Annotated in this window: 13 protein-coding genes; 4 read left to right on the top strand and 9 right to left on the bottom strand. The window is 57.3% G+C overall.

Annotated elements, in window-relative coordinates:
* Positions 1-33: 33 nt before the first annotated feature.
* Genes QO002_RS09110 through QO002_RS09100 form a run of 3 tightly spaced genes read right to left on the bottom strand, consistent with a single transcriptional unit; the run spans position 34 to position 2,644 of the window.
* Positions 34-546: a PaaI family thioesterase gene (locus QO002_RS09110; RefSeq protein ID WP_307228820.1), complete on the bottom strand. Its 513-nt coding sequence runs from the start codon at positions 544-546 to the stop codon at positions 34-36.
* Positions 547-576: 30 nt separating this feature from the next.
* Positions 577-1,263, bottom strand: a complete 687-nt coding sequence (recO, locus tag QO002_RS09105; RefSeq protein ID WP_307233276.1) for a DNA repair protein RecO — start codon at positions 1,261-1,263, stop codon at positions 577-579.
* Positions 1,166-2,644, bottom strand: a complete 1,479-nt coding sequence (locus QO002_RS09100) for a VpsF family polysaccharide biosynthesis protein (RefSeq protein ID WP_307228818.1) — start codon at positions 2,642-2,644, stop codon at positions 1,166-1,168. Before QO002_RS09100 ends, recO begins: the two co-directional genes overlap by 98 nt.
* A gap of 607 nt (positions 2,645-3,251) precedes the next feature.
* On the opposite strand from QO002_RS09100, the gene QO002_RS09095 reads away from it, so the two are divergent.
* The gene (locus QO002_RS09095; protein ID WP_307228816.1) at positions 3,252-4,616 is read left to right on the top strand and encodes a glycosyltransferase family 4 protein; all 1,365 of its coding nucleotides are present in this window, start codon (positions 3,252-3,254) and stop codon (positions 4,614-4,616) included.
* 76 nt (positions 4,617-4,692) lie between these two features.
* Here the strand turns inward: QO002_RS09095 and QO002_RS09090 are convergent, their stop codons facing one another.
* The 3 genes from QO002_RS09090 to QO002_RS09080 form a co-directional block, all read right to left on the bottom strand.
* Positions 4,693-4,866 (bottom strand): hypothetical protein, encoded by a 174-nt coding sequence (locus tag QO002_RS09090; protein WP_307228814.1) that lies wholly within the window; start codon positions 4,864-4,866, stop codon positions 4,693-4,695.
* Positions 4,867-4,894: 28 nt separating this feature from the next.
* Entirely contained in the window at positions 4,895-5,077 is a 183-nt protein-coding gene (locus QO002_RS09085; RefSeq protein ID WP_307233274.1) for a hypothetical protein, read from the bottom strand.
* 484 nt (positions 5,078-5,561) lie between these two features.
* Positions 5,562-5,903, bottom strand: coding sequence for a DUF2147 domain-containing protein (locus QO002_RS09080; RefSeq protein ID WP_307228812.1), 342 nt, complete (start codon positions 5,901-5,903; stop codon positions 5,562-5,564).
* A gap of 532 nt (positions 5,904-6,435) precedes the next feature.
* Here QO002_RS09080 and QO002_RS09075 point away from each other — a divergent pair.
* Positions 6,436-6,696, top strand: a complete 261-nt coding sequence (locus QO002_RS09075; RefSeq protein WP_307228810.1) for an SEL1-like repeat protein — start codon at positions 6,436-6,438, stop codon at positions 6,694-6,696.
* A gap of 100 nt (positions 6,697-6,796) precedes the next feature.
* Here QO002_RS09075 and QO002_RS09070 read toward each other — a convergent pair whose 3' ends face one another.
* From QO002_RS09070 to QO002_RS09060, 3 genes are all read right to left on the bottom strand, one after another.
* Positions 6,797-7,918 carry a pyridoxal phosphate-dependent aminotransferase gene (locus QO002_RS09070; RefSeq protein ID WP_307228809.1) on the bottom strand — a complete coding sequence of 374 codons (1,122 nt, stop codon included), beginning with the start codon at positions 7,916-7,918 and terminating at the stop codon, positions 6,797-6,799.
* A 135-nt stretch (positions 7,919-8,053) separates the two neighbouring features.
* Positions 8,054-8,425: a PilZ domain-containing protein gene (locus QO002_RS09065; RefSeq protein WP_307228808.1), complete on the bottom strand. Its 372-nt coding sequence runs from the start codon at positions 8,423-8,425 to the stop codon at positions 8,054-8,056.
* 254 nt (positions 8,426-8,679) lie between these two features.
* A complete protein-coding gene (locus tag QO002_RS09060; protein ID WP_307228806.1) occupies positions 8,680-9,036 on the bottom strand; it encodes a PilZ domain-containing protein in 357 nt (118 codons plus the stop codon).
* Between the two features lie 277 nt (positions 9,037-9,313).
* On the opposite strand from QO002_RS09060, the gene QO002_RS09055 reads away from it, so the two are divergent.
* Entirely contained in the window at positions 9,314-11,539 is a 2,226-nt protein-coding gene (locus QO002_RS09055; protein WP_307228803.1) for a caspase family protein, read from the top strand.
* Positions 11,540-11,950: 411 nt separating this feature from the next.
* Positions 11,951-13,120 (top strand): tyrosine-type recombinase/integrase, encoded by a 1,170-nt coding sequence (locus QO002_RS09050; RefSeq protein ID WP_307228801.1) that lies wholly within the window; start codon positions 11,951-11,953, stop codon positions 13,118-13,120.
* The last annotated feature ends 849 nt before the right edge of the window (positions 13,121-13,969 follow it).

The following is a 13,969-nucleotide window of genomic DNA, read 5'->3' as shown; positions in this document are numbered from 1 at the left end:
CTTCATTCGGTCGAAGCTGATCAATGTCTATAGTTATCCGCGCGTCAGGTTTTCGATGGGAAAGATCACGCAGGTTTCCGTGCCATGCGCGAGAAGCTTGCCCTTGCCGTCCCTCAGCCAGCATTCCGACGTGGCGATGGTGCGACCGCGGTGCACGATTTTACCCTCGCAGAAGACTTCGCCCATGCCCGGCAGCAACGGACGCACCAGATTGACCTTGAACTCGATAGTCGTGTAGGCCTCGCCCGCTTTCAGCGCCGTCATGACGACACAGCCAAGGGCGGAATCCATGATCGTCGCGGCCCAGCCGCCATGGACGGTGCCGAGCGGATTGAGATACTCGGCTGTGGGTAGTCCCTTGAAGACGACCCTGCCCTCTTCCACTTCCGTCAGCGTGAATTTCAAGGTGGCGGCCATCGGCGGCGCAGGGTAGTTACCATCCAGCAGGCCCTGCATCGCCTCAAGGCCACTTTGCTGTGCAATAACCTCAAGCGGCAAGGTGCCGATACCGGGGACGGTCACTCCGGGATAAATCTCAACAGTCATCGAAACGCAAAACCTTTTCTGGGAACGGGTTCAGGAAGCGGCAGACGCCGTCGATTTAAGAACTTTCAGCGCCGACTGCACGAAACCGTCGCGGGCTGCAGGCAGGGTGATACCGCGCGGCTCATAGACATGGCGGTTGAGAAAATGCGCGGTCATGCGGAAGGCGGCGAGCAGGCTGTCATGATCGGCACCGCGCGAGCGGTCGGAAAGGAAGGCGGGCAGCACCAGCATCCGGTCCGCATAGGGTGCGCCGGCCTCGCGGCTCACGGCGCGGCCCGACTTTGGCGAGACATAAATCAGATCAGTTCTAGCGCCGGTCGCCGCGCATTCCGCAAGATCAAGGCCAAATCCAAGATCATTCAGCACCGAAATCTCGAAGCGCACGAAAAGCTCGCCGGCATCGGCAGGATCGTGGAGATGGTCAAGGATGATCGAAAGCGAATCATAGAGATAGAGATGCGGATCCCGCTCCGGCAGAAGCCGCAGGAGCGCCGCCATCGCCTGAACGCCGTAAAGAGCCGTAGCGCTCTCCATGAGCTGCGCGGCACGCAGGCGCACCGGCTCCATGCGAAAATCGCCCATATGCTCCTCAAGCCGCGCGCGCCAGACCAGCTCCACCTCATTGCCCGGCTGGAGCACCGGCTGCATCGTCCGCGAACGTCCCGAACGCACCATACCCAGATGGCGCCCATGGGAGCGGGTCATCACCTCGGCGATGACCGAAGTCTCGCCATGGCGTTTGACGCCGAGAATAATGGCCTGGTCGCTCCACTGCATGATGTGAACATATAACGCTTGCTTCACGCGCCACAAGCGGCACCGGCGCATCGGTCAGGATGAAGCGCGACTTCGGGCTGAAGGCAAAACGGCGGAAGGCCGATGGCCGACGATCCTTCGCCACGGCGCGTGCAGGCATTGTTCCATCAGCTGGAATGCGGGCGCAGAGCAGAATGATCAGCATTTGGGAAATCAGCAGCGACTTCGAGCCAATCGACAACGATGTCCAGCTCGCCAGCATTAAATAGACGATGACAGCACGCGAACCTGCAAAGGCATCGCGGGCGAAACGGGACAGCAGGCTCCAGGTTGACAGCAAGAGGAGTAAAGTCAGCGGCAAGCCGTAGGCTGTCGTCATTGCGATCGGCGCGCTCTCGAAACCAAAGGGTGTTTCGAGCATTGCTTGGTAGGCGCGACGAAGATCGGGCTCCATTCCGATCAGCCATTCGACCGGGGTCAACTGCGTCAAAACAGCTGCAGATGCGATGCGCGCGTGATCGCTCTTGGCGGAGGCAACGAAGCGTTCGAGCAGCGGATCGGCAATACCAGACATGAAAAGCATGGCGAGGCAGATGAGGCCCAGCAAAGCCAGCGTCATCGCGCGGCGACTGAAAAACACCCTCACCTTCGACAGCACTCCGAAATGTCGGAACAGAAAAAACGTGGCGAGGCAACCGGAGAGGACGAGTGCCGCGCGCCCGCCGAAAACAACCGCCGCGCAGAGGTGCAGGCCTGCGCAGAAGAGGCGACGCAACGCCAGGCCAAGGGATACGAGTTTTGAGAGCGAAATCAACAGCACGGCGCAAGTCAGAAGGGCATTGATGAGCGGATGACCAAGCAGCGCAGTCGGCCTGTTGTCGAATGTGATCAGCTGGTCTGCCGCGTAGAAAGGCAGGAGCCGCAGTCCCGACAGAAACTCGAATATGCCGAGCATGGAATTGGCGACGAAGAAGAATGCAAGGAAGGTGGAAACTATCGAGATCGTCCGACGGCTGGCAAATTGCAGGGCATAGGCGAGCATGCCCGGTGCCAGGAACGTGACGATGATCGAAGAGAGATCGCCACCACCGCTGCGCGCCAGAAATGAAACGATCGAGAGGGCAAAGCCAGCGCACAGGCATGGCGCGCGCCAACCGTTGCGGATCCAGAGAGAGATATTCCTCCTGGCACCTTGTCGAAGCATCGCTGTCATGCAGCAGATCAGGAAGAGCAAATAGAAAGACGGATGCAATTTCTCGGCAAAGCTACCGGCCCCGCTCATATACCGGATGCCCACGCTGAACAGCAGGCTGTTCGGCAGCACGAAAAGCGAGACGGCCAATACCCACAACGACGCTGGAACACAACGACGGACCTACAATTGAAGCCAACTCAAGGCTGCATAATTCAGCATAAATGGAGGCATCGGTAAAGAGTGCAGTCTTTCCGTTTTGGAAATAATCACTACCAGTCGAATTTCACGGTTGATTTTTCTTCGCAACCAATTAGCGAAAAATCGAATCAACCCACCTGCAATTACGTCATACCTATACGAGTATTATCGTCAGTTGGGGTTGATCGAAAATTCGACAGAGGAGACCACTCGCACGGCTCAAGCCAGGCCGTCGGGCGATGATACGTCACTGAACATAAAGAAAAAAATTTAAACTTCTGTGAAATGGCATCATTCCCATTGCCTCAGAAGCTCGTACAGCGGCCTACCGAAACGTAGCCGGATATCCGCCAGAGTACCGCGATCCCGTTTCGCGATTCAGCAGCGGAACTCATAGGCATCCCAAGCTGCGGATAAACCTATCCGCGTGCACAGTTATGTCACGCGGCTCGTTTTGCCGTGTCTGCGTCATATAGAAGAACACAACCATTTCACGAAACATTGCCAAGGCGCGGTTTCGGCGATGCGTTGACGCACGCCCATGTAGGGGGGAAATATGAAAATCGATGTCCTGATGATCGGGTTTCGCCATGTACAGGCAACGCAAGGCGGGATCGAAACCCATGTACGGCATTTGGCAGAGGAATTGGCATCTCTTGGCCTGAATGTCGCCGTGGCCGTCAGGAAACGACGGCGGATTGAACCCGCCGACGCCGCGAAAGCACACGCGCCATATCGATCGATGGACCCTTCCGCCTCCGGGACACGCGTTGATTTCCGCCTGTGCAGGATATTTCCCGACGCAACGGATGGCTCATCGGACGGGGCTATGGGGATAAATACCAATCAGGGTGAACTTCTCTCGACCGGGGAAAAGGCCGCCGGCAATAAAATCCTGATCATTCCAATCTGGTCCCCTCGTTTCGTCGCCTTTGAAGCGATCGTTCACAGCCTGCTCTGCATTCTCTATGCCGCGATTGTTCGTCCTCGTATCGTCCATATCCATGCCATAGGCCCAGGTATCGTGGCGCCGCTCGCGAGCGTGCTGGGTTTGCGGGTCGTCGCGACCCATCACGGGCAGGATTATCATCGGGAAAAATGGGGAGCGCTGGCGCGTTTCGTGTTGCACACCGGCGAGGTGATGCAGGCGCTTGCGGCAAACGAGATTATCTGTGTTTCGAAGTCGCTCAGCGAAAGGCTGACGAAGCGCTATCGCCGCAGCTATACTTATATTCCAAACGGCGTGAACGAGGTTGGCGCCTGCCACGCTTCGGCGATACTCGACAAATTGGCTCTTAGACCGGGCGGCTACATCCTCACGGTGGGCAGGATTGTTCCCGAAAAACGGCAAGGCGATCTGATCGATGCCTTCAACGCTGCGGCGATCACCGACATGAAGCTGGTTATTGTCGGCGGAGGGGAAACTGGTTCCGATCACGTGGTGCAGATAGCAGACAAAGCCACACGCTCGTTGAACGTGATCATGGCCGGATTCCGCGAGGGAGCAGACCTTGAAGCGCTCTATGCCAATGCTGCAGCGTTCGCCTTGCCGTCAAGTCATGAAGGGTTGCCGATCGTGCTTCTGGAGGCAATGGCCCATGGCTGTGAGCTTGTGGTCAGCGATATCGAACCGCATCGCGAATTCGCTTTTGCGGAGGAGAGCTACCATCCTGTTGGCGATATTCATTTCCTTGCAGATAGGATGAGAAACGCTGTCGAACGTTCGGCTTCAAACGGTAGCGCGAAGGATTGGAGCGCACAATTACATCGATATCGCTGGCCCGCAGTCGCGAGGCAGGCTCTCGACGTCTTTCGTCTTGTCGATCATCAGATCGGGCAAACGCATATTCCGAATATGAATGAACCTGTGCGCGCTACTCTCCCCACTCGACTTTCTTTGTCGTTCCGCTCCAAAGCATAAAGCTTCGTTCGGCGGTCACAGAGATCGGACATGGCGCGACTGCCGTCGACGCAGCCCTTTGAAGACAGCGCTGCGATCAGCTCATCGACTGACGCTGCAGCGTGACGAAGAGGACAAGGCCGGCGCCCTGCTTGCCAACACCAAGGTTGGCCGCCTTGCTGTAGGCCATCGCACCGATCGGCCCCATGAGCATGGCTGCCAGCAGAAACATCCGAAAGATAATCGTGGCAGGTGTCAGGAGGGCGGACATAGGAGGCCTCTCAGGCTCTGGCGAGCTGTTAGAATTTCGCGTTGGCGAGTTTCGTCTGGCAGAACTGGGCAGTGTGCGCGGTGCAGTCGGCAATCGAGCCTGCATAGGAGCGGCGGCGCTGTGTATCTGCGCTCACAGCTGCGGCCAGCATGAGAGCAAAAACAACCATGAGCATGCTGATGATAGTGAGGCGGCGAGCGAGGATATCCATGGTTTTGTCCGTTTTGTCTGCGAGTGCGCAATCGGGGTTCAATTCGATGGAACCTTTTTCGCATATACAAACTGAACTGTTTCTGAGATCGCGGTTCATCTCCCGTTCATCTTCGCACGTCCTCCGTTCATGCCGTCGGACGACACCACGTTCGCCGTTGATGCGGAAACGGCTTCATCGATAGGTTGAATTCTGAAAAAAATCTTTGAAAACAATATGGTATTCGATTTTTGGATCTGCTCTATCAAGGGGTCCCGACAATGAGTATCCCGAGGCAGTTTCAACTACGAATACTGGTCACCAATCTGCCGAATGCTATTCATTCAGAAACGGCTCGTGATGAAGGACATCTTCTCATCACCGTTCGGAAATCAAGTCTCATGCGCCAAGCGCTGCAAATCGGGAATGCCGCTCATTATGGGAAAAGGCGCCCGCGTTATTGCTGAGGCGCCTTTCCTGTCCGTCTCGCCGCTTGAAGACTGGCTTACATTTTCGTCCAGGTCTGCGATTTGCAGAGAATCTTGAGGACGCAGCCCTGAAGCTTCAGCGAGACACCTTGGATCGCTGCCGAGCCGCTATAGGTCTTGTCGTTTTCGGGGTCGGTGATTTCGCCGCTATAGCTGTCGCCTGCGCCAGACATGCTGCCGATTTTCTTGCCGGCATGCTTGCCGGTCTTGAGCGTGATGCAATAGGCACCGCCGCAAGCGGAGATCACCGCGGTTTCGCCGCTAACCGTCTTCCAATTGCCGACGATGGGCTCTGCGCCAAAGCTGGCTGTGGCCGCTGCCAACGTCAAGGCGACTGCGACTGTCACTATACGGATCATCTTTCCTCCTTCGATCCCCAGCGTGGAACGCTCCCGGCATACGGTAGCGCGCGCCGTCAACGGCTCCTCCCGTCTCGACGTCAAATATTAAATTACGCGAACGTAAAGGTAAACAAGCATATTCGGATTTCCAGCGAAAATCGAGCATTTCGGACGCCCAAGATCCTGCAACGCTGAGACTGTCTCCCCTCCCTTCGCCCAGACCGACCGTTTTTCGTGGTTAGCAATTCGTTGAAATCGGGAATTGAATTTTCCGTAAAAATTGAGGCGAAAGCCCCGTTTTCAAACGACTTCCATGTTTAACAAAAATCCAATTTTACCAATCGTTTGAACTTTGTTTGCGTCAAATTAATCATGCATTTTAAGCGTGCATTGAAAGAGCTTGGGCATACTTGAAATCACAAGACGAGCAGGGGAACACACCCCGCCGACAAAACCTTGGGGGACTGAAAGCCACAAAGATGGCACGGCCCTCAAGGGTCACAAAACAGGGACTACCACGGTACCAACCAGGCAAACAGGGACACGAAAAATGGCACGCTTTGACATTCAGAATGCTTCAGATGCCGGTGGCGAAAACCGCGCGGACGTCTTTTGCGAAATGGGATTGATGTATGCAACCGGCCGCGGTTGCGATGTCGATCTGGTTGCAGCTCACAAGTGGCTCAATATCGCAGCAATCAAGGGTTCGGACCGGGCAGCTGAGCTGCGCGCCGATCTCGCCACAACGATGAGCAAGTCCGATCTCGCCGTTGCGCTCCGCGCCGCTCGCGAGTGGATGACGCTCCACTAAATTTCCCGATACAAATGCGCCTGCCTCCAGAAGGCGCTCATGCCCGCAAGCCCTTGCCATCTCGGGTTCCCTCCCGGCTGCAGGGGCTTTCGGTCTGGCATCAAAGCGTCGCGAGGGCCTTCAGCACGGCGGGCAAGGCCTCCTCCAGAAGCACCATGTCGGATTCCGGTCCGGTGCTGATGCGAATGCAGCGATTGAGCGGCGCAACACCCGGCATGCGGATAAAGATGCCGTGATCGGCCATCAGACGATCGACGATTGCGCGGGCATAAGTCGCGTCCCGGCCGCAGTCGATGGCGACGAAATTGGTGGCGGAAGGCAGGGCGACGAGCCCGTTTTGACCAACAATCGTGGAGATCCGGTCGCGGGAGGCGGAAATCTGCGCCAATACTTGTGCGAGGTAGTCCTTATCTTTCAGCGCAGCGATAGCACCCGCAGTCGCCATGCGGTTCATGCCGAAATGGTTGCGGATCTTGTCGAAGGCCTGGGCTGTTCCCGGCGTCGAGATCGCGTAGCCGACACGAGCGCCAGCCAGGCCGTAGGCCTTCGAGAAAGTGCGCGTGCGAATGACATTCGGCATATTGATGAAAGCGTCGAGGGGGGGAATGGCGCCAAAGGGTGCAGTTTCCCCATAGGCTTCGTCTAGCACCAGCAGGCAGGTTTCCGGCAGCGCACGGGCAAAGGCGATGACGCTTTCGGCATCCCACCAGCTTCCCATGGGATTGTCGGGGTTGGCGAAGTAGACGAGCGGCGCATCCTCGCGGCGGACCATTTCGAGGAGACCATCCAGATCTTCGCGATCACCGGCATAGGGCACGGTAACCAACCGTCCGCCATGGCCGGCGACGTGGAAGTTGAAGGTCGGATAAGCACCGAAGGAGGTCACGACGGCTGCGCCAGGATCGATCACAAGGCGCACGATCTGGCCAAGCAGGCTGTCGATCCCCTCGCCAATCGCAAGATTTTGCGCGGCGATGCCGAGATGGACGGCAAGGGCCTGCTTCAGGTCGTAATTTTCGGGGTCATTGTATTTCCAGATACCATGCGCCGCCTCGGCCATCGCCGTCAGCACGGATGGTGCCGGGCCAAAACCGCTTTCATTGGCGCCGATCCGCGCCAGAACCGGGCGACCACGCTGGCGCTCAATGGCCTCGGGGCCGACGAAAGGAACGGTAGAGGGAAGCGACGCAGCAAGCGGCGTAAAACGGGAAAAAGCGGACATCAGGCGCAACGAATCCGAAACAGGGAAAATCGCCCGGACACTACTGCATAAATCGCCAAACCGAAATCGGCGCTGCCACGATTCCCCACATCAGAGCCTTACCGCCCGACGGATCCGACCAGTTTATTCCTGACGTCAGTGCTTTTTAGGGTTCTGGCCGGTGAAGAACTCGTGGCGGACGATCTCGTGCAGAAACGCCTCTTCGATCGGCTTGATGAAGTGCACCTCGACCCGGTTGTCCTTGCGAAAGATTTCCGCGCAGCCGATCTTCTTCTTAGCGCCGACGATCGACAAATAATAATGCAGCGGAAGGCCGATCGTGGTGTTGACCGCGAAACAGGCACCACCGCGGGAAATTTCCAGCATCCTGCAAATCCGCGTCGAAACGCCGGCAAGTCCCGGCCGAACTGCTACGAGGGTGCCGGCCTGACCGACCCTGAAGCGTTCGAACCGCTCCTCATAGAGCTTGGAACGAACCACGGCATACATCGTCGACTGCTGTTGCATTTGTCCTCCTTGGCGGCCCGAACACCCGCCTGACGCGGATCGCCCCGCCAGACGTGCGGATGCTTATCCGCTCTCGCACCGGTGAGCTTTCCATTGCGGCCTTCATGCCGCGTTGCATTCGACATATTCCGGCACCCCTCCTCCCTGGAATGATGCCGTTGGAGCAGGATCGCGGAGGGATATTTCAATGCGATAAAAAGATTTGCTCGTATTTTAGCGACAGCCGTAAAGAGCAGGAAAGAAGGGTTTCCAGATCAGAAGCCACCCGTCTGGAAGGCGCTGCGGATCAGCCGGCGAATGAATTCCTGCGACAAGAGCATGTTGAACCGCACGCCGAGTTCGGTCCCGAGGCGGTGGACCTGCGTGCAGCCGATCTCTTCCTTGAAACCCTTGATCTCCAGAAAGAAATTCTTCGCCAGCTGAATGTTCGGATTGAAATCCAGCATTGCGCCGCCCACGGAAATATGGCGCAGCAGGCAATTGTACTTGGTCTTTGCCTTCAGGTGCTCACCGATGATGAGGATACGGCATGGCCGTTCGATATAGAAATGCTTGTAGGTGGTTGTGAGTTCGCCGGGGCGAGGCTCGGCGACGTGCATTCGCATCGACATTTCAAACTCCCGGACATCAGACGCCAAGCTTTGGCGGCAGTTCAACAGTCCTTTCCCGTGCGGTTATTTTCTCCGCATTTGCTTGCCCTGAGCTTGCCAAGGCTCCTGCCGGTTCATCCATTCAAAAAATCCCGACGACGACGCATTGAAACAGGCCTGTCCATACGTAATACTTTGCGAAAGTACGTGGCGGCGGGACCGTTTGCGCGAGGATATGCCGTGTATCTGCCCCCCAAGACGCGAGTTGAGGGACGGCATCGACGGTGGAGGGAGAACCATGTTGAGATTGCTTGCGCCGCGCCACCTGCGGACCGCTTTTTTTTGCCTCTCGGTTCTGGTTTGCCAATATGGCGTGGCAGAGGCTGCCGCCCGTGTCGCGCTCCTCATCGGCAATGAAAAATATGAGGCGACATCGCAGCTCAATAATCCCGCAAACGACGTCGAACTGATGAAAACCGCCTTCGAGCAGGCCGGTTTCGACAGCGTCACCACGGTTCACGACGTCGATCGCGCCGCCATGGTGCGCGCTCTACGTGACTTCGAGGATGTTGCGACCGGCGCCGAAGTCGCCATCATCTACTATTCCGGCCATGGCATGGAGATGAACGGCGAAAACTATCTGCTGCCGGTGGATGTGACACTGAAGAGCGACAAGGACGTCGAGGACGAGGCCGTTCCGCTTGAGCGGGCGCAACGTTCACTGGAGGGCGCGACGCGGCTGAAACTGGTCATTCTCGACGCCTGCCGCAACAATCCGTTCGAACAATCCATGTCCCGCTCGATTTCAACCCGGGCGGTCAGCCGTGGGCTTGCACGTGTGGAACCGGAATCAGCCGATCTGCTGATCGCGTTTGCATCCAAGGCAGGCACTGTGGCGATGGATGGCGAGGGCAAGAACAGCCCCTTTGCAACGGCGCTTGCCAAATACCTGACGGAGCCCGGCGTCGACGTGCGTATCGCGCTCGGCAAGGTGCGCGACGAAGTGGTCAACGTCACCAACCGTGGTCAGGAACCCTTCGTCTACGGTTCCCTCGGCGGCGCGCAGATTTTCCTGAACATCAAGGAAATCAACATCAACGTCACCACCAATGGCGGCGCGCAGGAGGTTTCGCCCAACGGCCAATCCGCCGCGGCCGCCGATTGGCAGAACATACGCGACCTCGCAGACAAGGAATTGATCGAGGTCTTTCTTCAGAAACACAGCGGCGATCCTGTCTACAAGATGCTGGCCGAAAAGAAGCTGAAGCTTCTGACCGAGGCCGAGCAGACGACAAGCGTCAGCCCCGACGAGATCGCCTGGGAAGCGCTGAAGCAATCCACGGACGCCGCCGCCCTCACCCGTTTCATCGAGCGCTATCCCGACAGCAGCCACAAGGCGGAGGCCGAAACGCAGATCGCTGCGCTGGAACCGAAGAAGGGCCTCAACATCTCCGAGACCGGCAAGGACACCCAGGCCTCACGCGATTGCTACCTGCTTGCCGGCGAGCCGCAATCCATGCCCGGTTTCCTCGGCGTCAACTTCCTGAAGATCGATTCGGAGCGCGCACTGACGGCGTGCGCGCAGGCGGTCAACGAGAACCCCGACGACATGATGCTCGTCAACATGCTGGGTCGGGCCTATGACGCCGGGCGCAACTACGCCGAAGCACGGCGCACTTACCAGAAGGCGGCCGATGGCGGCAATATGTATGCGCTTACCAACCTCGCATGGTTCTCGATCTATGGCACCGATGGCGCGGTTGATATCGATGCCGGAAAGGCCATGTTCGAACAGGCGGCCAAGGCCGGAAACCCCTATGCCCAGGCCTCGCTTGGCTGGCTCTATCGCGAAGGTTACGGCGGCGTAGCGCAGGAATTTGCGCAGTCGAAAGAGTTGTATGAGGCTTCGGCAGCGCAGGGCTATGCCAATGCGATGGCAACGCTCGGATGGTTTTATCGCGAAGCCAAGGGCGTGCCACAGGATTATGCGGCGTCGCTCAAGTGGTACATCAAGGCGGCAGATGGGGGCGATGCCAACGCCATGTCATCCCTCGGCTGGGCGTATCAGAACGGCCTCGGCACCGACCAGGACTATACGCAGGCCAAGGCATGGTACGAAAAGGCCGCCAATGTCGGCGATGCCTATTCGATGGCCCTGCTCGGCTGGTTCTACGACGTCGGCAACGGTGTGCCGCAGGATTACGAACAGGCGCGCAACTGGTACGAGATGGCCGCGAATGCCGGCAGTGCCTATGCCATGGGGGGCTTGAGCCGCCTCTACGACTTCGGCCTCGGTACCAAGCCCGACCCGAAGGAAGCCGTGCGCTGGGCCGCAGCCAGCATCGAAGGTGGCGACCAGGGAAAGCTGGATGAAGTCCGCACCAAGCCCGACAACTTCACCCCGGAATTTCGTCGCGAATTCCAGGCCCTCCTGAAGGAGCGCGGCTTCTACAGCGGCCCCACGGACGGCGACTTCGGCGCATCCACGCAGACAGCCATCGACCGGTTGGCCCAGCGAGGGTGAGAAGAAGCGAAGCCTTCGAGTATGCAATGGCCGCTAAACTTGCTCACAATCGTAGTTGCGGACCGCGATCGGAGCACATGGCTCTGGTCGCCTTATGGGCGAATCGAAAAGGCCCGACTTGATGGCAATCCTTGTCGACAGGTCGGATCTTTTTGATTGATCGAAGAACAGTCGGGCTCGCTGGCCTGCCCTCGGGCACACTGGATGCGTCTCCAGGCCTTAAAATCGGGATATTTCAACAGATTGAATGGCGGAGAAGATGTCCGCCGTACTATCGGCTCCAGCGGTTCTTTATAACAAAGTTATAGTAATATAATTCAACATGATATGCGATCGCAAGTCTTGTATTGTCTCCGATTGCCTCCCATCATCAATGCACAAAGGTGCAGGAAATAGTGCAGGGAAACGGCGATGGCTGGGATACACAAACTCACAGATGCAAAGATCAGGTCGGGCTTGAAAGTAGGACGACACGGTGATGGGGGTGGCCTCTATCTGGAGGCAGCACCGGGTGGAACCAAGTCATGGCTGTTTATGTGGAAGGTCAGCGGCAGGCGACGGGCGATGGGGCTTGGCAGCTATCCGACTGTGACCTTGGCAAGCGCTCGCGCTAAGGCGGCAAAGGCGAAAGCTGACGTGGCCGAAGGCCGCGATCCCGTCGCATCGCAGCGGAAGGCACAGGGCAACCCTACGTTTGCACAGACTGTTGATGACTTCTTGGCTGCAAACAGCCCGGCGTGGCGTAACAGTAAGCACCGCGATCAGTGGGCCATGACGCTCGGCGATACTTATTGCAAGCCGATCAGAAGCAAGCCGGTCGATGGCATCACTGTCGATGACGTGCTGAAAATCCTCTCGCCCATCTGGACCAGCAAGAATGAAACCGCATCGAGGCTTCGGGGCCGCATCGAACGTGTGCTGGACTTTGCCAAGGTGAAAGGCTGGCGCGACGGGTTGAACCCCGCCCTCTGGAACGGGAACTTGCAGCACCTCCTGCCTGCGCGGCAAAAACTCCAGCGCGGTCACCATCCGGCATTGCCCTATAAGGATCTGCCCGCATTCATGGCAGAGCTTCGGACACGCGGAGCTCTTGCGGCGCTGGCGCTTGAATTCCTCATCCTGACAGCAGCCAGAAGCGGCGAAGTGTATGGTGCTACATGGAACGAATTCGACCTTGGTATTGGCGTCTGGACAATACCCGCTGCCCGGATGAAGGCGGCGCGAGAACATGTAGTACCGCTGAGTAAAGCCGCACTGTCAATCATGCAGAGCCTGCACGAGGTGCGTAGCGGCCCCTACGTATTTCCCGGCCAACGGCCAAGCCGTCCACTGTCATCATCAGCGATGGAAATGTTACTGCGCCGCATGAATAGGGATGCCTATACAGTTCACGGTTTCCGCAGTTCCTTCAGGGACTGGGCAGGCGATGAAACGGACTATCCCCGTGATTTAATCGAAACAGCCCTCGCGCATACCGTTGGCGATGCGACAGAACGTGCATACCGACGTTCAACAGCACAGGCCAAAAGACTGGCGCTTTTGGAAGACTGGGCACGGTATTGCAGGTGGGGCGCGGCTTGATCGTCCCGTTGAAGGTCATCGCCAAGTATGCGGACCGCAACGCCATGACCCAGGCTTGATCAGCCAGCGATTATCAGTCGCCGGGTTGTTAACGCCTCACTGGCTAGACGGTTGGGCACGTCAAAATCTGGCAGCAATTCCTCGGCCCATGAGAGCTTCATTCTGTATGCACTGGGCCATTTGTGGCGTGTCAGGCTGGAAACCATATCCTTCGCAGCTTTTGCGAAAGTGGGCGGCTATCGTTTTCGGTCCCGCCGTAGCGAACCATGCTGGTGAGGTCGGCATACCCACGTAGGTTTCGCCTCCCACACCCTGACAACCAGCGAGCATAGCTGCCGCAAACAACAGCCACGCCAGGCCAAACAAATGCTTCATCGAAAGTCCCCCCAGATTTTTGCGTACACGATGCCATGCCTTCGATCAAGTCTTCCCAGGAGGCGACGATTGGCTCTTGTTGCTTACCGGCCCGCTTGTGGGCGACGCGACCGAACGCACCTACCGTCGGACACGTTCCCTTGAAAAAAGACGTCAACTTAAGACGGACTTCGAACGTTACCTTGAAAATCATCCTTGAATTCCGGCGCTGTCCGAAAGAGCGGTAAGAGCAATTGCCGCTCTGGTCACTTTGACCACAGGACGCGAAACTCGGTATGCGCGCACTTTGGACTTCCGAGACGTTTGCGGCATCGCCTGGCCCCGCCATTTGTGGTGATCCACATGGACCACAAGCGTTCATCGTGAAATAACAAATTAAGATTAATCGGGATAAATCCTCTTTATTTATTGAAATAAAACATGAAAAAATGATGTTAAAAAATAATATCAGAAAAATCAAGGCGGTGAACGAAA

This window comes from Pararhizobium capsulatum DSM 1112 (assembly GCF_030814475.1).
GTDB lineage: Bacteria > Pseudomonadota > Alphaproteobacteria > Rhizobiales > Rhizobiaceae > Pararhizobium > Pararhizobium capsulatum.
This window is presented reverse-complemented; position numbering and strand designations above follow the sequence as displayed.